This window comes from Paraburkholderia sp. BR10882 (genome assembly GCF_040948855.1).
Classification (GTDB): Bacteria; Pseudomonadota; Gammaproteobacteria; order Burkholderiales; family Burkholderiaceae; genus Paraburkholderia; species Paraburkholderia nodosa_A.
Genome location: NZ_JBFPKP010000031.1, coordinates 37,906 through 58,942, shown reverse-complemented (window position 1 = coordinate 58,942; position 21,037 = coordinate 37,906). Strand labels below are relative to the sequence as shown.

At 65.9% G+C, this 21,037-nt stretch carries 21 protein-coding genes; 14 read left to right on the top strand and 7 right to left on the bottom strand.

Annotated elements, in window-relative coordinates:
• The first annotated feature begins 220 nt into the window (after nt 1-220).
• A complete protein-coding gene (locus AB3X99_RS38410; RefSeq protein ID WP_368661791.1) occupies nt 221-1,336 on the top strand; it encodes a Fic family protein in 1,116 nt (371 codons plus the stop codon).
• Nucleotides 1,337-1,406: 70 nt separating this feature from the next.
• Here the strand turns inward: AB3X99_RS38410 and AB3X99_RS38405 are convergent, their stop codons facing one another.
• The 5 genes from AB3X99_RS38405 to AB3X99_RS38385 all read right to left on the bottom strand — a co-directional run bounded on the left by AB3X99_RS38405 (nt 1,407) and on the right by AB3X99_RS38385 (nt 5,256).
• Nucleotides 1,407-2,186 carry a peptidylprolyl isomerase gene (locus AB3X99_RS38405; protein WP_069268088.1) on the bottom strand — a complete coding sequence of 260 codons (780 nt, stop codon included), beginning with the start codon at nt 2,184-2,186 and terminating at the stop codon, nt 1,407-1,409.
• Between the two features lie 60 nt (nt 2,187-2,246).
• Nucleotides 2,247-2,555: a BolA family protein gene (locus AB3X99_RS38400; RefSeq protein WP_342945726.1), complete on the bottom strand. Its 309-nt coding sequence runs from the start codon at nt 2,553-2,555 to the stop codon at nt 2,247-2,249.
• Entirely contained in the window at nt 2,552-3,085 is a 534-nt protein-coding gene (locus AB3X99_RS38395; RefSeq protein WP_069268086.1) for a septation protein A, read from the bottom strand. The genes AB3X99_RS38400 and AB3X99_RS38395 overlap by 4 nt, the downstream gene beginning before the upstream one ends.
• A gap of 102 nt (nt 3,086-3,187) precedes the next feature.
• Complete coding sequence (gene msrB, locus AB3X99_RS38390; RefSeq protein ID WP_069268085.1) at nt 3,188-3,607, bottom strand: peptide-methionine (R)-S-oxide reductase MsrB; 420 nt, start codon at nt 3,605-3,607, stop codon at nt 3,188-3,190.
• 50 nt (nt 3,608-3,657) lie between these two features.
• Nucleotides 3,658-5,256 (bottom strand): YdiU family protein, encoded by a 1,599-nt coding sequence (locus tag AB3X99_RS38385; RefSeq protein ID WP_368661790.1) that lies wholly within the window; start codon nt 5,254-5,256, stop codon nt 3,658-3,660.
• A 143-nt stretch (nt 5,257-5,399) separates the two neighbouring features.
• Here AB3X99_RS38385 and AB3X99_RS38380 point away from each other — a divergent pair, with 143 nt between their 5' ends.
• The 8 genes from AB3X99_RS38380 to AB3X99_RS38345 all read left to right on the top strand — a co-directional run bounded on the left by AB3X99_RS38380 (nt 5,400) and on the right by AB3X99_RS38345 (nt 14,423).
• Nucleotides 5,400-7,088, top strand: a complete 1,689-nt coding sequence (locus tag AB3X99_RS38380; RefSeq protein ID WP_368606478.1) for a 3-(methylthio)propionyl-CoA ligase — start codon at nt 5,400-5,402, stop codon at nt 7,086-7,088.
• A 244-nt stretch (nt 7,089-7,332) separates the two neighbouring features.
• Nucleotides 7,333-9,414, top strand: coding sequence for a 3-hydroxyacyl-CoA dehydrogenase NAD-binding domain-containing protein (locus AB3X99_RS38375; protein ID WP_368661789.1), 2,082 nt, complete (start codon nt 7,333-7,335; stop codon nt 9,412-9,414).
• 46 nt (nt 9,415-9,460) lie between these two features.
• Nucleotides 9,461-10,096: a bifunctional nicotinamidase/pyrazinamidase gene (pncA, locus tag AB3X99_RS38370; protein ID WP_069268081.1), complete on the top strand. Its 636-nt coding sequence runs from the start codon at nt 9,461-9,463 to the stop codon at nt 10,094-10,096.
• Between the two features lie 53 nt (nt 10,097-10,149).
• On the top strand, nt 10,150-11,328 hold the full coding sequence (locus tag AB3X99_RS38365; RefSeq protein WP_342945731.1) for an acetyl-CoA C-acyltransferase: 1,179 nt from the start codon (nt 10,150-10,152) through the stop codon (nt 11,326-11,328).
• Between the two features lie 176 nt (nt 11,329-11,504).
• Complete coding sequence (locus AB3X99_RS38360) at nt 11,505-11,807, top strand: Dabb family protein (protein ID WP_069268127.1); 303 nt, start codon at nt 11,505-11,507, stop codon at nt 11,805-11,807.
• 89 nt (nt 11,808-11,896) lie between these two features.
• Entirely contained in the window at nt 11,897-12,343 is a 447-nt protein-coding gene (locus tag AB3X99_RS38355; protein ID WP_028207000.1) for a PaaI family thioesterase, read from the top strand.
• Between the two features lie 110 nt (nt 12,344-12,453).
• The gene (locus AB3X99_RS38350) at nt 12,454-13,452 is read left to right on the top strand and encodes an NADP-dependent oxidoreductase (protein ID WP_069268079.1); all 999 of its coding nucleotides are present in this window, start codon (nt 12,454-12,456) and stop codon (nt 13,450-13,452) included.
• An 89-nt stretch (nt 13,453-13,541) separates the two neighbouring features.
• The gene (locus AB3X99_RS38345) at nt 13,542-14,423 is read left to right on the top strand and encodes an SDR family oxidoreductase (protein WP_368661788.1); all 882 of its coding nucleotides are present in this window, start codon (nt 13,542-13,544) and stop codon (nt 14,421-14,423) included.
• Nucleotides 14,424-14,570: 147 nt separating this feature from the next.
• On the opposite strand, the gene AB3X99_RS38340 is transcribed toward AB3X99_RS38345, so the two are convergent.
• Both AB3X99_RS38340 and AB3X99_RS38335 read right to left on the bottom strand, forming a co-directional pair.
• Nucleotides 14,571-15,425 (bottom strand): NRDE family protein, encoded by an 855-nt coding sequence (locus AB3X99_RS38340; RefSeq protein ID WP_069268077.1) that lies wholly within the window; start codon nt 15,423-15,425, stop codon nt 14,571-14,573.
• Between the two features lie 91 nt (nt 15,426-15,516).
• Nucleotides 15,517-16,536 (bottom strand): folate-binding protein, encoded by a 1,020-nt coding sequence (locus AB3X99_RS38335; RefSeq protein ID WP_342945734.1) that lies wholly within the window; start codon nt 16,534-16,536, stop codon nt 15,517-15,519.
• Between the two features lie 77 nt (nt 16,537-16,613).
• Between AB3X99_RS38335 and mltG the strand changes: the two genes are divergently transcribed.
• From mltG to AB3X99_RS38310, 5 genes are all read left to right on the top strand, one after another.
• A complete protein-coding gene (gene mltG, locus AB3X99_RS38330; RefSeq protein WP_368661787.1) occupies nt 16,614-17,624 on the top strand; it encodes an endolytic transglycosylase MltG in 1,011 nt (336 codons plus the stop codon).
• Nucleotides 17,625-18,245 (top strand): dTMP kinase, encoded by a 621-nt coding sequence (gene tmk, locus AB3X99_RS38325; RefSeq protein WP_069268074.1) that lies wholly within the window; start codon nt 17,625-17,627, stop codon nt 18,243-18,245.
• Nucleotides 18,246-18,332: 87 nt separating this feature from the next.
• Nucleotides 18,333-19,376, top strand: coding sequence for a DNA polymerase III subunit delta' (locus AB3X99_RS38320; RefSeq protein ID WP_368661786.1), 1,044 nt, complete (start codon nt 18,333-18,335; stop codon nt 19,374-19,376).
• 51 nt (nt 19,377-19,427) lie between these two features.
• Nucleotides 19,428-20,213, top strand: coding sequence for a TatD family hydrolase (locus AB3X99_RS38315; protein WP_342945738.1), 786 nt, complete (start codon nt 19,428-19,430; stop codon nt 20,211-20,213).
• Nucleotides 20,214-20,280: 67 nt separating this feature from the next.
• The gene (locus AB3X99_RS38310; RefSeq protein ID WP_069268071.1) at nt 20,281-21,006 is read left to right on the top strand and encodes an ankyrin repeat domain-containing protein; all 726 of its coding nucleotides are present in this window, start codon (nt 20,281-20,283) and stop codon (nt 21,004-21,006) included.
• The last annotated feature ends 31 nt before the right edge of the window (nt 21,007-21,037 follow it).

The window sequence follows — 21,037 nt, the reverse complement described above, 5'->3', positions numbered from 1 at the left end:
CGCCTCGCGAACCACGCGAACTTCGCGGACGGTTGACGCCGGAGCAGGGCAACTCGCCCCGGCGGAAAACCCCGGTCCTGCCTCGATTGCGAGTGCGGACCGGGGTTTGTGCTTTTTGAGTGCCGGCCGGTGGGACCTTGCGGCGAAAATCGACATTAATCGCCGCACATTTTGCGGTGATTGGCTTGCGCGTGCGGCGAATACGTCTCATAATCGCCGCATGAATAGCGGCGAATACACCTACATCTGGGAAGCCGGCGACTGGCCTCAATGGCGCTTCGATCTGGCGGCGCTCGCCGAGCCCATGGCCGAGGTCAGCCGCGCCCAGGGCCTGTTGGTGGGCAGACTGGCCGATGTGGGACTCGCGCTGCGCGATCAGGCGAGCCTCGCGGCCCTGACGGAGGACGTGCTCAAGACCAGCGAGATCGAGGGCGAGCAGCTCGACGTCGCCTCCGTGCGTTCGTGCATCGCGCGTCGCATGGGCGTGGACATCGGGGCGCTCGCGCCGGTGGACCGCCACGTGGAAGGCGTGGTGGAGATGGTGCTCGACGCGACCACCAACAGCCGCGCGCCGGTTACGCGCGAGCGCCTGTTCGGCTGGCACGCCGCGCTATTTCCCACGGGCTACGCGGGCCTGTCGCGCATCAACGTCGGGGCATGGCGCGACGATGCGAGCGGGCCCATGCAGGTGATCTCGGGGCCGATCGGCCGTCAACGCGTACATTTCGAGGCGCCGCCCGCGAACCGGCTGGAAGTCCAAACGCAGCGCTTTCTCGACTGGCTCAACGGCCCGCCGCGAGAGCCGCCGTTGATCAAGGCGGCCCTCGGCCACTTGTGGTTCGTCACGCTGCACCCGTTCGACGACGGCAATGGCCGCGTGGCAAGAGCCATCGGCGACCTGCTGCTCGCGCGCGCAGACGGCAGTGCGCAGCGCTTTTACAGCCTCTCCGCGCAGATCCAGCGGGAGCGCAAAGGGTATTACGACATTCTGGAGCGCACGCAGCGCGGCTCGATGGATGTCACGCTCTGGCTCGCCTGGTTCTTCGACGCGCTGCATCGCGCGGTCGATCAGGCGCAAATCACGCTGGACGCGGTGCTCGCCAAGGCGCGCTTCTGGCACGAGTGGGCCACGACGCCCTTCAACGAGCGCCAGGTCAAGCTCCTGAACCGCTTGCTCGACGGCTTCGACGGCAAGCTCACGAGCGGCAAGTGGGCGGCTATTGCCAAATGCTCGTCCGATACGGCCTTGCGTGACATCAACGACCTGGTGGCGCGTGGCGTGTTGCGCAAGACGGAGGGTGGCGGGCGCAGCACGAGCTACGAGCTCAACGCGTAGTCCGCAAACAAAAACCCCGCGCCTTCGAAGGTCGCGGGGTTTTTTGCAGTACTTGGAGCCGCGTGCAGCCTTACTGAATCTTCGCCTGCTTGCGCAGATTCTCTTCGAACGCCTGCAGCTTTTCCTGCTGGATCTGCTGGACGATCTGCGGGCGCACCTGCTCGAGCGGCGGCGGGGTGACCGGGCGGATGTCGTCCACGCGGATGATGTGCCAGCCGAACTGCGTGTGCACCGGCGTATCGGTCATCTGGCCTTTCTGCAGATGCGTGGCCGCAGCCGCGAATTCCGGCACATAGGCCTTCGGATCGGACCAGTCGAGGTCGCCGCCGTTCTTGGCCGAGCCCGGGTCCTTCGAGTACTGCTTCGCGAGGTCTTCGAAGCTGGCGCCGGCCTTGATCTTCGCGATCAGGTCCTTGGCCTGCTGCTCGTTGTCCACGAGGATGTGGTGCAGATGGTATTCGCTGCCGCCCGCATCCTTGGTCAACTGGTCGTAGCGCGCCTTGACTTCGGCGTCGGTCGGCTGGTTGTTCTTCACGAAGTTCTGAATCAGCGCGCGCAGCACGACGGTCTGCTGGGCCACGGCGATTTGCGCCTTCACGTCCGGGTTGTTCGGAATGCCCTCGCGAATGGCTTCCTGCATGAGGATTTCGCGGTTCACGAGCTCCTCGCGCACCGCCATTTGCAGTTGCGGCGAATCCTGCTGGCCTTGTTGGACAAGCTGCTGGACCAGCGCATCGGCGCGCGCTTTGGGAATCGGCGTGCCGTTCACGACGGCGATGTTCTGCGCAAAGGCGGGAGCCGCCGCGCAAGCAGCCAGCAACACCCAGAGATGGGTCTTCTTCAAGGTCATCGGAAAGTCCTAACGGGGCGAACCAAAATGGCGAACAAAAAAGTCGAAATCTAACGTGGGCTAGCGGGGCAGCGCCGCGGCTTCTTCGGGCGTGAGCGCCGTGATCGCGAGAGCGTGGATGCCGCGCTGCATGGCCTCGGCCAGCGCATCATACACCATGCGATGCCTTGCCACGCGGGCTTTCCCCGCGAATGCGCCCGCAACGATCGTGACATGATAGTGACCGCCGGCAGCGGCGCCCGCGTGTCCGGCATGCTGCGCGCTGTCGTCGCGTACGTCGATCGAAACCGGGGTGAGCGCCGCGGTCAGGCGCGTTTCGATGAGCGCCATGCGCTCGGCGGGGCTGGCGTTGAGAAAGACGTCGCTCATTCTTCTTCCTTCATGTAACGCGAAAGCCACAGGCTCTGGCCGACGATGAACACCACGAGAATGCCGGTCGCGCCGAACAGCTTGAAGTCGACCCACGCGTCGGTGGAGAAGTGGAATGCCACGAAGAGATTGAGAATGCCGAGCAGCGCGAAGAAGATCGACCAGACGAAGTTCAGTTGCGTCCAGATGCGCGGCGGCAGGGTTATCTGCTTGCCCATCATCGCTTCGATGAGGTTCTTGCCGAAGGCCATCTGCGAGACGAGCAGCACGACCGAGAACGCCCAGTAGAGCACGGTGGGTTTCCACTTGATGAAGGTTTCGTCGTGCAGCATTAGCGTGGCGCCGCCGAACACGACGACGATGCCCAGCGAAAGCCACAGCATCGGGTCGACCTTGCGGTGACGGAACGCGACCCAAGCGATCTGCACGAGCGTAGCTCCAATCGCCACGGCCGTAGCCGTGAAGATGCCCCACAGCTTGAAGGCGACGAAAAAGAGGATGATCGGGAACAGATCAAACAGGAATTTCATTATCGGCCTGAGAGTTGACGAATTGAGCCCGGCAAAAGAGGGCACGACGCTGTCAAGGCCGCATTAGGCCCCGCGTGGGGCGCGGGGCTGCCTTGCCAACGTTCACTTGGGCTCGAATTGTAGCGCAGCCGAATTGATGCAATACCGAAGGCCCGTCGGGGCCGGACCATCCTCGAACACGTGGCCGAGGTGCGCGCCGCAGTTCTTGCAGCGCACCTCGATACGCAGCATGCCGTGCGTGCGGTCGGTTTTCTCTTCGATCACCTCGCCGTTGATCGGGCGGAAGTAGCTCGGCCAGCCGCAACCCGCGTCGAATTTCGTGTCGGACTCGAAGAGCGGCGTGCCGCAACACACACAGTCATACACACCGCGATCGAAATGATCCCAGTATTTGCCCGTGAAGGCGCGCTCCGTGGCCGCATGGCGCGTGACCTGATACTGGCCTTCGTCGAGCTGCTCGCGCCATTGCTCGTCGGACTGGTAGCCGGGGTAGGAGGGGGAGTTGTGGTCGTCCTGGCTCATGTCGGGTTCCTGTCGGGTGGGAAACAAGGATCACGTAGATGGGGGCGCGCTCACGAAGAGCAACTGACTTCGAGCGAACTTGCCCAGTCGGGCGGCAGCCCTGCGTACGACGCGTTCTCGGGCTGCTCGTCGAATGGCCGCTCGAGCACCCTGGCGAGCCGCTCGACTTCGCTGAAGTCCTTCTGCGCAGCGCGCTCGATCGCCGTTTGCGCGAGGTGATTGCGCAGCACGTATTTCGGATTGGTGCGGTTCATCGCTTCGACGCGCGCAGCGTCGTCGCGTGTTTCGTGCGCGAGGCGCGCGCGGTAGTCGGCAGCCCACGCGTCGAAGGCGGCGCGATCGAGAAAGAGATCGCGCACCGGCGTGTCGCCACTCGCGTCATGCTTCGAGACGCGCGCGAGATGGCGATAGGTGAGCGTGAAATCGGCACGGTTGGCATGCATGATTTCGAACAGCTTGTTCGCGAGCGCGTCGTCGCCTTCGCGCTCGTGTTCGAGGCCGAGCTTCGCGCGCATGCGCGCTTCGAGCGCGGGGGCGAAGTGCCCCTTGAAGCGTTCGAGCACGCCTTGCGCGTCGGCTACCACGCGCTCGCCGCGCTTCTTTTCGTCGGCGATGTCGTAGTGCGCGCCGAACAGCGGCACGAGCGCCTGCGCGAGGCAAAAGAGATTCCAGTACGCGATCTGCGGCTGCATGCGATACGCGTAGCGGCCCTGCGAATCCGAATGATTGCAGATGTGGTTGGCGTCGAAGCCGTCCATGAAGCCGAACGGACCGTAATCGATCGTGAGGCCGAGGATCGACATGTTGTCGGTATTCATCACGCCATGGCAGAAGCCCACGGCCTGCCACTCGACCATCAGCGCTGCCGTGGTGCGCACCGCCTCGTCGAGCAGGGCGAGGTACGGGTCGTCGGCTTCGCGCAGTTGCGGATAGAAGCGCGCAATCACGTGGTCGGCGAGCGCGCGCAGCGCGTCCACGTCGTCGTGGGAATAGAAGTGCTCGAAGTGGCCGAAGCGCACGAAGCTCGGCGACACGCGCGTGACGACCGCGGCCGTTTCCATGTCTTCGCGGCGCACGGGCTGGTCCGAGCCGGTCACCGTGAGGGCGCGCGTGGTCGGAATGCCGAGATGATGCATGGCCTCCGAGCACAGGAATTCGCGGATCGACGAGCGCAGCACCGCGCGGCCGTCGCCCATGCGCGAGTAGGGCGTGCGGCCCGCGCCTTTGAGCTGGATCTCGTTGCGCCTGCCCTCGTGCTCGACCTCGCCGAGCGTGAGGGCGCGGCCGTCGCCGAGCTGGCCCGCCCATACGCCGAACTGGTGGCCGGAGTAGACCGTTGCGTACGACATGGCCGAAGGCGAGCGCTCGCGCGTGAAATTTCCGCTAAAGAACCCGGCGAACGCGGGGTCGGCAACGGCGGATGCATCGAGCCCGAGTTGCGCGGCCATGGCCTGCGAGAAGCCGACAACGTAAGGCGCAGGCAGCGGCGCGCCGGGCAGTCGCGTGTAAAAGCGTGCGCCGAGCGCGGCGAAGGCGTCGTCGCGCGGCACGATCAGTGCGCGTTCGAAGTCGGCGAGCGGACCGGTGGCGGGCGTGTGCGTAGCGGACGAGCCGCCTTGGGAGTCGGGAGTGCCTGGTGAAAACGACATATTGAGGGCCTGTTGAATAGTCGATATTGTAAGTCCGCACCCGCCGGCGTGCTGGGGCAGGTTCGAAGCTTGCCGGCGAGCCAGCCCGATGCGCCAAAGACAACGCCAGACAAAGCCGATCAAACGCGAGGAGACCGCCACCGATGACTGCGCCGCTGCTGGGACAGATGATGGATGTGCCGCTCACGCTCCCGTCGTTGATTGCGCATGCGGCGCGCCACCATGGCAACGCGCAGATCGTCTCGCGCCGCATCGAGGGCGATATTCACCGCTACACGTACCGCGAATGCGAGGTGCGCTCGAAGCAGCTTGCCCAGGCGCTCATTGCGCTGGGCGTGGCGCCGGGCGAGCGCGTCGGCACGCTGGCCTGGAACGGCTACCGGCACCTCGAAGCCTATTTCGGCGTGACCGGCTTCGGCGCCGTGTGCCACACCATCAATCCGCGGCTCTTTCCCGAGCAGATCGCGTGGATCGTCAATCACGCCGAAGACCGCTACGTGCTGTTCGACATCACGTTTGCCGCGCTCGTCGACACGCTCGCGCCGCAATGCCCGAACGTGCGCGGCTGGATCGCGTTGTGCGACGAGTCGCACCGGCCGGCAATGCGCACGGAAGTGCTCAGCTATGAAACGCTGCTCGCCGCGCAGGACGGCCATTTCGCGTGGCCCGAACTCGACGAGCGCAGCGCCTCGAACCTTTGCTACACGTCCGGCACCACGGGCAACCCGAAAGGCGCGCTGTACACGCATCGCTCGTCGGTGCTGCATGCCTATGGCGCGTCGCTGCCCGACGCCATGGGGCTTTGCGCGCGCGATGCGATCCTGCCGGTCGTGCCGATGTTCCATGTGAACGCATGGGGCATTCCGCATGCGGCGCCGCTCACGGGTGCGAAGCTCGTGATGCCCGGCAAGGATCTCGATGGCAAGTCGCTCTATGAACTCATGGAAGCGGAAGGCGTCACCGCCTCGGCCGGCGTGCCCACCGTCTGGCTCGGCTTGCTGGCGTATGTGCGCGCAGCGGGCGTGCGTTTTACCAAGCTGCAGCGCACGGTGGTCGGCGGCTCGGCCTGCCCGCCGGCGATCCAGCGCGCCTTCGAGGACGACTACGGCGTGCAGACCATCCACGCGTGGGGCATGACGGAGATGTCGCCTCTCGGCACGCTCTCGAGGCTCAACTGGGAGCAGTCGGAGCGTCCGCGCGAAGCGCAGCAGGCGCTGCTCGAAAAGCAGGGGCGCGTGATTTTCGGCGTGGACATGAAGATCGTGGGCGAAGACGGGCGGGAATTGCCGTGGGATGGCGTGACGTTCGGCGACCTGCACGTGCGCGGGCCGTGGGTGATCGACCGTTATTTCCGCCAGGAAAGCGGCTCGCCGCTCGTGGACGGCTGGTTCCCCACGGGCGACGTCGCCACGATCGACCCCGACGGCTTCCTGCACATCACCGATCGCAGCAAGGACGTGATCAAGTCGGGCGGCGAGTGGATCAGCTCGATCGACCTGGAAAACATCGCCGTGGCGCATCCGGCCATCGCGGAGGCCGCGTGCATTGCCTGCGCGCATCCGCGCTGGACCGAGCGGCCGCTCATCGTCGCGGTGAAGAAGCCCGGCGCCGCGGTGACGCGTGAAGAGTTGCTCGCGCACTTCGAAGGCAAGGTCGCGAAATGGTGGCTGCCCGACGACGCCGTGTTCGTCGACGAATTGCCCCATACGGCAACGGGCAAGCTGCAAAAGCTCAAGCTGCGCGAGCAGTTCCGCGCCTATGTGCTACCGACTGCGCTGGCCGTGGAGGGCTGTCCGCTCGACCCGGCGCAAGACGCCGCGAAGCGCGGATAAGCCACCCCGAGCCGCCCGCGCAGCCGCGCAAGGTTCTCCGGCGCAGCCATCTGGCTGCGTTTTTTTCTTCCGACTTTTTCCGGTCAATCCGCCAGATTCGTGGGTTCAGTACAAACCCTGGCGTCCGCAGCGCAGCAAAAAATTGAACGAACGTTCTTTTTTGGGTATTCTGCCTGCTGACCGGGAATGTCGGACAATGAAACCGACGACGCACATCGCGGCCCGCAAGCATGGAGGCAGGCAAATGGCAGTGGACTACACGACTCGCGACGGCGTCGCCGTCATCACGCTCAATAATCCGCCCGTCAACGGCCTCGGGCATTCGACCCGCGCAGGCATTGTCGAGGGCCTCGCGCGCGCCGCTAGCGATCCGGCCGTTGCGGCCATCGTGATCACGGGCGCCGGCAAGGCGTTCTCGGGCGGCGCGGACATCACCGAATTCAACACGCCCAAGGCGATGCAGGAGCCCACGCTCCACACGGTCATCAAGGAAGTCGAAAAGAGCGCGAAGCCGGTCGTGGCCGCGATCCATAGCGTGGCCATGGGCGGCGGTCTCGAACTCGCGCTCGGCGCGCACTACCGTATCGCTGCTCCCGGCGCGCAGATCGCGCTGCCCGAGGTGAAGCTCGGCATTCTGCCGGGCGCGGGCGGCACGCAGCGTCTGCCGCGTGCGATCGGCCTGGAAGCCGCGCTCAACATGATCGTCACGGGCGCGCCTGTGATGAGCGAAAAGCTCGCGAATTCGGGGCTCTTCGACGCCATGGCGCAAGGCGATCTGCTCGAAGAGGCAATCGCATTCGCGCGCAAGGCGGCCGACAAGCCGGGCCCGCATCCGCTCGTGCGCAACCGCAAGTTCGAACACGCGAACGCCGAAGGCTTCCTGCAGTTCTCGCGCAACACCGTGGGCGCGATGGCGAAGAACTATCCCGCGCCGGTGAAGTGCGTCGACGCCATTGCTGCGGGTGTGAAGCAGGGCTTCGAAAAGGGCCTCGCCTTTGAGCGCGAATGCTTCCTCGAACTCGTGCAGACGCCGGAAAGCCGCGCGCTGCGCCACGCGTTCTTCGGCGAGCGTGCCGCGAGCAAGATTCCCGACGTGCCGTCGAGCACGCCCACGCGCGACATCCAGAAGGTGGCCGTGATCGGAGCGGGCACGATGGGCGGCGGCATCACGATGAACTTCCTCAACGCGGGCGTGCCGGTCACGCTGCTGGAAACGAAGCAGGAAGCGCTCGATCGCGGCCTCGCCACGATCCGCAAGAACTACGAAGCGCAGGTCAAGAAGGGCAAGCTCACGCAGGAGAAGCTGGAAGCGCGCATGGCGCTCATCAGCCCGACGCTCTCCTACGACGACCTCAAGCAAGCCGATCTCATCATCGAGGCAGTGTTCGAAGAACTCGGCGTGAAGGAGCAGGTGTTCAAGCGCCTCGACGAAGTCGCCAAGGCTGGCGCGATCCTCGCCTCGAACACTTCGACGCTCGACGTCGACAAGATCGCGGCGTTCACGAAGCGTCCGCAGGACGTGGTGGGTCTGCACTTCTTTAGTCCTGCCAACGTGATGAAGCTGCTCGAAGTCGTACGCGGCAAGGAAACCACCAAAGACGTGCTCGCCACCGTCATGCAGGTCGCGAAGAAGATCCGCAAGACGGCCGTGGTGTCGGGCGTGTGCGACGGCTTCATCGGCAACCGCATGATCGAGCAGTACGTGCGTCAGGCGCTCTACATGCTCGAAGAAGGCGCACTGCCCGCGCAAGTGGACCGGGCAGTCGAAAAGTTCGGCTTCGCGATGGGCCCGTTCCGCATGAGCGATCTGGCCGGCAACGATATCGGCTGGGCCATTCGCAAGCGCCGCTATCAGGAACACCCGGACATGAAGTACTCGAAGATCGCCGATCGTCTGTGCGAGACCGGCCGCTTCGGGCAGAAGACCGGCGCGGGCTGGTACGACTACAAGGCGGGCGAGCGCAACGCGCTGCCTTCGAAACTCGTCGACGAGATGATCGTGGCGTACTCGAAGGAAGCCGGTGTTGAGCGCCGCAAGATCAGCGACGAGGAAATCGTCGAGCGTCTCGTGTTCTCGCTCGTCAACGAAGGCGCGAAGATTCTCGAAGAGGGCATCGCTTCGAAGGCGTCGGACATCGACATGGTCTATCTCACGGGCTACGGCTTCCCGCTGTGGCGCGGCGGCCCGATGCTGTACGCCGACACGGTCGGCCTCTACAACGTCGAGCGCGCGATTCGCCGCTATGCGCAGCAGCGCAATGGCGAGGCGTGGGAAGTCGCGCCTTCGATCGTCGAACTGGCTGCCAGTGGCGGTACGTTCAACTAAGCATCACTTACGGACGCAAAAGCGGACGAACAGGCGGACGAACATCATGAGAAGCGCAGACGACGTGCTCCTGCTGATCGACCTGCAATACGACTTCATGCCCGGCGGCGCGCTTGCTGTCGCGCGTGGCGATGAAGTCGTGCCGGTCGCGAACCGGCTCGCGCAGGGCTTCAGCCACGTGGTGCTCACGCAGGACTGGCACCCGGCGCAGCACGTTTCATTTGCGGCCAACCACGCGGGGCGCGCGCCGTTCGAGACGACGGCGCTGCCCTACGGCGAGCAAGTGCTGTGGCCCGTGCATTGCGTGCAGGGCACCGAAGGCGCGGCGCTGCATCGCGACCTGGACGTGCCGCACGCGCGCGCGGTGATCCGCAAGGGCCATCACGCCGACGTGGACAGCTACTCCGCGTTTCTCGAAGCCGACCGCAAGACGCCGACGGGCCTCGCGGGTTATCTGCGCGACGTAGGCGTGAAGCGCGTGTACTGCTGCGGCCTCGCGACCGACTACTGCGTGGCGTGGTCCGCGCTCGACGCGCGCGCTGCCGGCTTCGAAACCGTGCTGATCGAAGACGCCTCGCGCGCCATCGACCTGAACGGCTCGCTTGCCGCCGCGTGGCAGCAGTTGCTCGCGGCCGGTGTGAAGCGCGCGCAGTCGGCCGAGGTGCTGGCACTGTCCGCCTGAACGTCCAATCAAAGACATCCTCTGGATTCAATATTCGTAGTGGGAGACATCGCATGACTGACGCCGTAATCGTATCGACCGCCCGCACGGGCCTCGCCAAATCCTGGAAGGGCGCCTTCAACATGACGCACGGCGCCACGCTCGGCGGGCACGTGACGCAAGCCGCCGTCGAGCGCGCGAAGATCGACCCCGCGCGCGTGGAAGACGTGATCATGGGCTGCGCGAACCCCGAGGGCGCCACGGGCGCGAATATCGCGCGCCAGATCGCGCTGCGTGCGGGCCTGCCCGTGAGCGTGCCGGGCATGACGGTGAACCGCTTCTGTTCATCGGGACTCCAGACGATCGCGCTTGCCGCGCAACGCGTGATCGCGGGCGAAGGCGACGTGTTCGTCGCGGGCGGTGTGGAATCGATCTCGTGCGTGCAGAACGAGATGAACCGCCACATGGTGGCCGAAGGCTGGCTCAACCAGCACAAGCCCGAAATCTACTGGAGCATGCTGCAAACGGCCGAGAACGTCGCGAAGCGCTATGAAATCTCGAAGGATCGCCAGGACGAGTACGGCGTGCAGTCGCAGCTGCGCGCGGCGGCCGCGCAGGCAGCCGGTCTCTTCAACGACGAAATCGTGCCGATGACGGTCCTCGCCGGTGTCGCCGACAAGGCCACGGGGCAGCTCGTCACGAAGGAAGTGACGATCGCCGCCGACGAAGGCATTCGCGCCGACACCACGCTCGAGGGCGTTGCGAAGATCCGCACGGCGATGCCGGGCGGCGTCATTACGGCCGGCAACGCGAGCCAGTTCTCGGACGGTGCGAGCGCCTGCGTCGTGATGAACGCGAAAGTCGCGGAACGCGAAGGCCTGCAGCCGCTCGGCATTTTCCGCGGCTTCGCCGTGGCGGGCTGCGAACCGGACGAGATGGGCATCGGTCCCGTGTTCGCCGTGCCCAAGCTGCTCAAGCAGACGGGACTGAAGGTCGAGGACATCGGCCTGTGGGAACTGAACGAAGCGTTCGCAGTGCAGGTGCTGTACTGCCGCGACAAGCTCGGCATTCCCGCCGACCGTCTGAACGTGAACGGCGGCGCAATTGCCGTCGGTCACCCGTATGGCGTATCGGGCGCGCGCCTCACGGGCCACGCGCTCATCGAAGGCAAGCGCCGCGGCGCGAAGTTCGTCGTGGTGACGATGTGCATCGGCGGCGGGCAGGGCGCTGCCGGCCTCTTCGAGGTCGTGTGATGCACGGTGCGGCGGACTCGCGAGAGTCTGCCGCCGCCTCGGCCACACCACCGCTTTCCCGCGGCTTTCCGCGTGCCGAGCCGCTCTCGCACCCGTGCCGCTGCGGGTATCATGACGGCTATCGGCGCGCGCACGGTGCGGCGCCTGTTCCCATGCAGACTGAAAGAGGTGAGTTCGTGATTCGTCATATCGTGATGTGGAAGCTCAAGGAGTCGGCCGAAGGCGCGACGCGCGCCGAGAACGTCGTGAAGTTCAAGGCGCTGCTCGAAGGCTGCCGCGATCTCGTGCCGGGCACGCTGCACCTCGAAGTCGGTGTGGCCGAGCCGGGCCTCGCTTCCACATTCGACCTCGTGCTCGTCTCCGACTTCGCCGACCAGGCCGCGCTCGACGGCTATCAGGACCACCCCGAGCATCTCGTCGTGAAGCAGTTCGCGAAGCTCGTGGTCGAGTCGCGTCAGTGCGTGGATTACGTGGTCTAACGCGCATCATGACCGGTACCGCAGATCAATCGCAGGGCGGCGGCGCGCCAAAAAGCGAAGACGCTCAAGAACCGCAACCATCGCTCACGATCATCGAGAGTCCCTTCGTCGAGCACCTCGGCGCGCAACTCGTGAGCGCGCGTGACGGCGCGAGCGAAGTCGTGCTGCCGCTCGCCGAGCGGCATCTGAATACATGGGACGTCGCGCACGGCGGCGTCACGATGACGCTCGCCGACATCGCGCTCGCCATGGCCGCGCGCAGCGTCGCCGCCGACGGCGTGGGCGTCGTCACCGTCGAAATGAAAGTGAACTTCATGCAGCCGGGGCGCGGCGAATTGCGCGCCACCGGCCGCGTGCTGCACCGTTCCACTACCATGGCCTATTGCGAAGGCGAGATTCGCGACAGCGAAGGCCATTTCGTCGCCAAGGCGCTCGGCACCTTCAAGTACATGCGCCGGCTTGCGGTGGGCCGTGACGTGACGCGTCAGCGTCTGCGCAGCGACCCCAGCGCGCGGCCGGGGCCGAGCGACGGTTAAACGCGCAATCGGGCGCGTGCGAGGGCTTTGCTCGTGCGCACCCGGGTGCTGTTCTCTCGCGCGGCAGGCGTGCAACGCCTCGCCGCGCCCAACGAAGCAACACGGATGCCATGACCCAGACCAATCGCCAGATCCTGCTCGCTTCGCGCCCGGAAGGCGCCGCGAGCGTCGATAACTTCCGCCTCGTCAAAACGCCGCTCGCACCGCTCGAAGAGGGCCAGCTGCGCGTGCGCAACCACTATCTCTCGCTCGATCCGTACATGCGCGGGCGCATGAACGACAGCAAGTCGTACGCAGCGCCGCAGCCGCTCGACTCGGTGATGATCGGCGGCACGGTGGGCGAGGTGGTCGAATCGCGCAATCCGAAGTTCAAGGTCGGCGACAAGGTCGTGGGCATGTTCGGCTGGCAGGAGTTCGGCACCTCGAACGGCAGTGACCTGCATGTCGTCGATACGACGCATGTGCCGCTTTCCGCGTACCTCGGGCCGGTCGGCATGCCGGGCGTCACCGCGTGGTACGGCCTGAATCGCATCATCGAGCCGAAGGCGGGGCAAACCGTCGTCGTGAGCGCGGCGAGCGGCGCCGTGGGCAGCGTGGTCGGCCAGCTTGCGAAGCGCGCGGGCTGCCGCGCGGTGGGTATCGCGGGCGGCGCGGACAAATGCCGCTATGTCGTGGAGACGCTCGGCTTCGACGCATGCGTCGACTACAAGGCCGGCAATCTCTATCAGGATCTCAAGGCCGCGACGCCGGACGGCGTGGACGGCTACTTCGAGAACGTCGGCGGCGCGGTGCTCGACGCTACGCTCGCGCGCATGAACGCGTTCGGCCGCATCGCGCTGTGCGGGATGATCGCCGGCTACGACGGCGAGCCGATGCCGCTCAAGTATCCGCAACTGCTGCTCACGCAGCGCCTGCTTGCGCAGGGCTTCATCGTGAGCGAGCACATGGAAGTGTGGCCGCAGGCGCTCGCTGAACTGGGTACGCTGGTCGCGAAGCAGCAGCTCGCGTATCGTGAGACCGTGGCCGAGGGGCTCGAGAACGCGCCCGGCGCGTTCCTCGGCATGCTCAAAGGCCACAACTTCGGCAAGCAGCTCGTCAAGTTGATCTAACTATCTGAGTGTGAGCGCAAGCGCCCGGGAAGGGGCGCTTCGCTTTTCCGTGCGCAGTGTTCACCGCAACCTTCACCGCAGGATTCGCAATGTCCGAACCGTTTGAGTTCGACGGCCGCGTGGCTGTCATCACGGGCGCGGCAAGCGGCTTTGGCCGCGCGTTCGCGCAACAGGCCGCAGCGCTCGGCATGAAGCTCGTGCTCGCCGATGTCGATCAGACGCTGCTCGACGAAACCGTCAATGCCTTGCGCGAAGGCGGCGCGCAGGCCATCGGCGTGCGCACCGACGTGCGCGATGCCGCGCAGGTCGACGCACTCGCTAAGGCCGCGCTCGACGCGTATGGCAAGGTCCATCTGCTCTTCAACAACGCGGGCGTCGGCACCGGTGGCTTCGTGTGGGAAAGCACCGCGAAGGACTGGGACTGGGTGTTCGGTGTGAACGTAATGGGCGTGGCCAATGGCGTGCGCAGCTTCACGCCAGCCATGCTCGCGCAGGGCGAGCGCGCGCATATCGTCAACACGGCGTCGGTGGCGGGGTTGCTTTCGCCGCCCGCCATGGGCGTGTACAACGCGTCGAAGCATGCCGTGGTCTCGCTCACCGAGACGCTTTATCACGACCTGAAGAACGTGACCGACAAGGTGAGTTGCTCGCTGCTGTGTCCGGCCTTCGTGTCGACCGGCATCGCGAACGCCGAGCGCGCCCGCCCTGACGATCTTCGCAACGAAGAACCACCCACGCGCTCGCAGCAAGCCGCCGATCTGCAGTTGCAGCGCGCGGTGCGCTCCGGCAAGCTCACGCCCGACGACGTCGCGAAGGCGACCTTCGACGCCGTGCGGGACGGGCACTTTTATATCCTCACGCATCCGCAGATTCTTCCTTCGGTGAAGCTGCGTCATGAGGACATCGAAACATTGCGCAACCCGACCGATCCGCTCTCGCTCAAACCTGAAGTCAAGAAAGCGCCGCAATAAACGCGACGGAGGTCACGCTCGTGCGATACGACGGCACGATCCACGAGTTCATTAAGATGGGCGCGTTCATCGACGAGGCGCGGCGCGCACAGCAGCAGGCCGCGCACGCGCCGCGCGTCGCGTACGGCACGGGCGACTGAAACGCGCTCAGCCTCTTTCGACGGTATAGGTTTCGTGGCGCTCGAAGGCGCCCGGGCGGACGACGCGATGCGCGCCGTCGTCGTCGCTGCGCTCCAGCGCTTCCACATCCAGCAGGGTGCCGCGCAGCGTGACGCGCAGCGCCGTGGTGCCGCGTGTGCCGTAGTCGGGCGTTTCGATGAATGCCGCGGAAAGCGCACGTTCGCGTTCGAGCGAAATGCCCGTGGCGGGCAACTCGCGGTCGGGCGCGACCTGCGGGTCGCGCATCATGTCTACGAGCCGCGCGAGTGGGACTTGCGCGTCGCCCGTCGCGAGCTGTGCGAGTTCTGCGCGCTTGCGTACGAGCTTGGGCCACGGCGTGTCGAGCACGGCATTGGAAATGCCGTGCGTGCCTTCGGGCAGCAAGGCCGGCGCGCGGTCCGCGCGATTGCAGTACCACGCCAGCTCGCGCCGCGTCCAGTCGCCGACGATCAGATTGAAGCCGTTATAGAGATCGCCCGAGCGCGCGATCTCGTCGAGATAGCCGAGCGGCGTATCGGGCAGACCTTGCGCGCCGGTGAGCCAGCGCGAGACGAGCGTGCCGCGCGTGGGCGCGTCGGGGCGCATGTCGTTCGGCGCGCGATAGTTCGTGAGCGCGGCGAAGCGGCCGCGGCGCGTCATGCCCAGCCACGTGCCGCCGCCGACGAGATCGCGGCCCGCCAGCACGCCCGTTGCCGAACTGCCCGGGGACGTGACGTCGTCCGAGGCGTTCCACCAGTGCAGCGGGTCGGCGGTGCGGCGCAGGAACTCGTCGCGGTTGGCCGCGAGCGTGAAAAGCGCGCCGGCGCGCGCGCGCGGACGCCAGTCGAACACGATCAGGCACATGGAACTGGCCCCTGCAGGGTCGAGTCTGGGGCCATGCCCAGGCAACGCGAGGCGCCGGGCGCCTCACGTGCAATGGACGCGGTGCGCAGCGTCAAATTTCGGCCGGCAACGCGTACGGCAGCGGCAACACGCGCAGCGCGGGGCCGTCCGCGGCGCCGAGATGCACGCTGCCCGTTTCGAGTGCGGCAAGCTTGATCTCGGCGAGCAGATCGACGCCGCCCTCGGGCGCGGCGGCGGCGTTCACGACCATGCCGCACGGCTGGCTCGGGTCGTCCGAATGGAAAAGCTCGGCCCCCGCATGCGCGGCGTCCAGATTCGCGGCCACATTGGCGAGCGCGGTGCGGCGCTTGATCGTGCCGCGATACTGGCTGCGCGCGACGATTTCCTGGCCGGGGTAGCAGCCCTTGCGGAAGTTCACGCCGCCCAGCACGTCGTAGTTGACCATCTGCGGCACGAACTGCTCGCTCACGGCCTGCGTGATGCGCGGCTCGCCCGCGCGAATGTCGAGCCAGTCCCACACCGCCGGCGACACGCGCTCAACCAAACCCTCGAGCTTCGCGAGGCGCTCCTGCACCGCTTGCTTCGGGCCGACCCACAGATAACGCAGCACGCCGGCCGCGTCGGGCACACGGATCAGCGTGCCTGCGGGGTCGTCCACCTTCACGTGCACGCCGTCGGGCAGCGCGTCGAACACGCTCGCGAGCGCGCCGCGCACGTCGCCAGCGAGCCCCACTACGAGCAGCTTGTCGCTGTCGTCGGTGAGCTTGGCCTTGGCCCGCAGCACGAACATCGACAGGCGTTTTTGCACCGGCGCCTGTACGTCCTTCGAGATCAGGAGACGGATCGTGTCGCCGGTCTTCCAGGTGAGGAACGAGGCGAGCAGACGGCCCTTGGGCGAGCAGTAGCCCGCGAGGCGCGCGCCGGCCACGTCGAGATGCTGGACGTCGTTGGTGAGCTGGCTGTGCAGGAAGGTCGCGGCGTCGTCGCCATTGGCGTCGATCACGCCGAACTGCGGCAGGATCGCGTAGGCGCCGCCTTTCAGAACGGCGTCGAAGTCGGCCGTGGATTCAGGAGCGGAAAGCGTGGAAGCGGGATCGAGCGGTGAGTTCATGGATTCGGGGAACAGTCAATCCTGACTTTAGCGAAGGCAAGCAGTTATTATATGAGGTCCCCCTGAGTCGTGTTTCCATGTCCCTTCTGAAGAAATGCCTTGTTGCCGGCGCCGCGCTAGTCGTGATTGGCGCCGCCGCGGCAGGCGGCGTGTGGCGCTGGGCCACCACGCCGCTCGAACTGGCCGCCCCACAGCTCGACGTCACCATCAAGCCGCACAGCACCGTGCGCAGTGTCACGCTGCAATTGCGGCGCGGCGGCGTGCCCGTGCAGACGCAACTTTTCGTGCTCATGGCGCGCGTGCTCGGTTTGCAGAGCCAGCTCAAATCGGGCAACTACGAATTCAAGGCGGGCATCACGCCCTATGAGGTGCTGCAGAAAATGGCGCTCGGCGACGTGAACGAGTCCGTCGCCACCATCATCGAGGGCTGGACCTTCAAGCATATGCGCGCCGAACTCGACGCGAACCCCGCACTGCGCCACGACACGGCCGGCATGAGCGACGCCGAGCTACTCGCCGCGATCGGCGCGCCGCCGGCGCCGAACGGCAGCGGCGAGGGGTTGTTTTTCCCCGACACCTATCTGTTCGACAAGGGCTCGAGCGATCTCGATGTCTATCGACGCGCGTATCACCTGATGCAGACGCGTCTGAACGAAGCATGGTCCGCCCGCGCCCCCGGCTTGCCGCTCAAGTCGCCCTACGAGGCGTTGACGCTCGCGTCCCTCGTCGAAAAGGAGACGGGCCGCGCCGCCGACCGCGCGCTCGTGGCGGCCGTGTTTTCGAATCGCCTGAAAGTGGGCATGCCGCTGCAGACCGATCCCGCCGTGATCTACGGTCTGGGCGACAACTACGCGGGGCATTTGCGCAAGCGCGATCTGCAGTCGGACACTCTTTACAATACCTACCTGCGCCTTGGGTTGCCGCCAACGCCCATTGCGCTGCCCGGCGTCGCGGCGATCCAGGCGGCGCTCAATCCGGCATCGACGGCTGCGCTGTACTTCGTGGCGCGCGGCGACGGCAGCAGCGTCTTTTCTGACAATCTTGTCGACCACAACAAGGCCGTCGACAAATACATCCGGGGAAATTAAATGGCGCGGGGCCGATTCATCACGTTCGAGGGCATCGACGGTGCGGGCAAGACCACGCATCTCGCCTGGTTTTGCGATCAACTCGCCCAGAAACTCGCGCCGACGGGCCGTACGGTCGTCATGACGCGCGAACCCGGCGGCACGCCGCTGGGCGAGTCGATCCGGGAACTCGTGCTGCATCAGCCGATGGACCTCGAAACCGAGGCGCTCCTGATGTTCGCGGCGCGCCGCGAGCACCTCGCCAAGGTGATCGAGCCCGCGCTCGCGCGCGGCGACTGGGTCCTGTCCGACCGTTTCAGCGACGCGACCTTCGCCTACCAGGGCGGCGGCCGCGGGCTGCCGCGCGACAAGCTCGAGACGCTGGAGCGCTGGGTGCAGGGCGGTTTCCAGCCGGACCTGACGGTGCTGTTCGATCTGCCGCCCGATACGGCGAGCGAGCGGCGCGGCGCGGCGCGCGAACCCGATCGCTTCGAAAGCGAGTCCGATGCGTTCTTCAAGCGCACGCGCACCGAATACCTGCGCCGCGCGGAAGAGGCGCCGTATCGTTTTGCGATCGTCGATTCGTCGCAGGGCATCGACGCGATTCGCAAAAAACTCGAGCAAGTGATCGCAGCGCTTTGATTTCAAAGCGATATTTGGCGCTCTTATAGGGCTGCGCGATCTTCATGTGAATTCTGCAGAAGACCGCTTAACCGATTGATTCCGAAGATGATCTATCCCTGGCAAACCGACGACTGGCAACGCCTGCAGCAACTGCGCAGCCACTGGCCGCATGCGCTCTTGCTGCATGGCCAGGCGGGCAACGGCAAGCTCCAGTTCGCGCAGCATCTCGCGAAGGGGCTGCTCTGCGAAGCGCCGCAGGCCAATGGCGAGCCGTGCGCCGCCTGTGCGGCCTGCAACTGGTTCGTCCAAGGCAATCATCCGGATTACCGCATCGTCGTGCCCGAGGCATTGGCGGGCGAAATCGGCCAGGGCGGCGACGACGAGGCCAAAGCCGAAAAGGCCGACAAGGCCGACGGCGAAGAGGGCAAGAAGGGCCGCGCGCCGAGCAAGGAAATCCGCATCGAGCAAGTGCGGGCGCTGCTCGACTTCACGGGCGTGGGCTCGCATCGCGGCGGCCTGCGCGTGGTCGTCCTGTATCCGGCCGAGGCGCTCAACGTCGCCGCCGCGAACGCGCTGCTGAAGACGCTCGAAGAGCCGCCCGCGGGCGTGGTGTTCCTCGTGGTCTCGGCGCGCATCGACCGCCTGCTGCCGACCATCATCAGCCGCTGCCGCCAGTGGCCCATGGGCACGCCGGCGCCCCAAGCCGCTGCGGCCTGGCTCGCGCAGCAGGGCGTGGACGACGCGCCGGCGCTGCTCGCCGAAGCCGGCGGCGCGCCCCTCGCGGCGCTCGCGCTCGCGCACGACGAAAACCGCACGCTGCGCGACTGGACCCTGGCCCAGCTCGCGGCGGGCCCCGCCTGCGACGCCTTTGCGTGCGGCGAGACGCTGCAGAAGCTGCCGGTGCCGCTCGTGCTCGGCTGGCTGCAGCGCTGGGTCTACGACCTGCTCGCCGAACGCACAGCGGGGCGCCCGCGCTACTTTCCGCAGGCCGCCGGCGGCCTCGCTCGCTGCGCCGCGAAGCTCGACGCCGCGGCGCTGGCGCGCTACCTGAAGACGGTCACGCGCCAGCGCGCCGTGGAAAACCATCCGCTGAATGCGCGCCTCGTGTTCGAGGAACTCTTTCTCGGCTATCGTGAACTGTTCGCCTGACGGGCGCTGACGTACCCGATCAGGCCCGAATCTTCCATCGCAGGACCATCCATGTTTGTCGATTCGCATTGCCACATCAACTTCGAGGGCCTAGGCGACCGCCTCCCGCAGGTGCTCGAGAACATGCGCGCGAACGCCGTCACGCACGCGCTGTGCGTGTCGGTGGACCTCGAGACGCTGCCTTCGGTGCTCGACATCGCGAGCCGTTACGAGAACGTCTACGCGTCGGTCGGTGTGCATCCCGACCACGAGCACATGCGCGAGCCGACCGTGGCCGAGCTGGTCGAACTGGCTGCGCACCCGAAAGTGGTGGCGATCGGTGAAACGGGGCTCGATTACTATCGCCTGGGCGAGCGCACGATCGCCGACATGGAATGGCAGCGCGAGCGCTTTCGCACGCACATTCGCGCGGCGCACGCCACGGGCAAGCCGCTCATCGTCCATACGCGAGCCGCTTCGGACGACACCCTGCGCATCATGGAAGAGGAGCGCGCGGGCGAACCGGGTGGCGTAATGCATTGCTTCACGGAGCCGTGGGCGATTGCCGAGCGCGCACTCGCGCAGAATTTTTACATCTCGCTTTCGGGCATCGTGACGTTCAAGAGCGCGACCGATGTGCAGGAAGTGTCGCGCCGCGTGCCGATCGAGCGTCTTTTGATCGAAACCGATTCGCCGTACCTCGCGCCGGTGCCATTTCGTGGCAAACCCAATGAACCTGCGTACGTGAGCCATGTCGGAAGATTCATTGCGCAGCAACGCGGATTGCCGGACGCCGAACTTGGCGCTGTCACCACGCAGAACTTTTTCCGGCTCTTCAAGATCCAGCCGCAGGCCTGAATCGCGAACCGCGTGCTGTCAATGATTTTAAATATCAACGAGATAGCAGATAACGTTAAGGCTTGACATGAACTCGAAACCGCTTCCGCACGCCGCCAACCCTGTCCGCCGTACTGCCGCCGCGCTCGTGCTCGGCGTCGCCGCCACCCTGTTCGGCGCCGCGGCGCATGCCGCTCCGATCGACTCGCTCATCAAGAGCGTCAAGTTCGACGACGACAAGGGCGTGCAAAAGGCGCTCGCTCAAGGCATGGACCCGAATGCCACCGACGACCAGGGCATGCCGCTCCTCGTGCTGGCCGCGCGCGAGAAGTCCGACAAGGTCGGGGCCGTGCTGCTCGACAACCCGAAGACGAATATCGCCGCTGAAGACCGCGCAGGCGAAAACGCGCTGATGCTCGCCGCGCTCAATGGCGACGTGGACTTCGTGAAGCTCCTCATTACCAAGGGTGCCGAGGTCAACAAGAAGGGCTGGACGCCGCTGCACTACGCCGCCGCGAACGGCAATGACGACGTCGCGAAGCTCCTGATCGGCTATTCGGCCGACGTCAACGCGCTGTCGCCCAACGGCACGACGCCGCTCATGATGGCCGCACGCGGCGACCATCTCACGACGCTCCAGATGCTGCTCGAGCACGGCGCGACGCTTGGCGCGAAGAACCAGATCGGCATGACGGCGCTCGATTTCGCGCGCCAGTACAAGGCGCCGGATGCGATCAAGGACCTCACGGCGCGCATGACGCAGGCTGGCCTTTCCACGGCGAGCCCGGCAGCGCCGCAAAACAGTGCAAAATAATGGGGATAAGACGGCCGCACAGGACCAACGC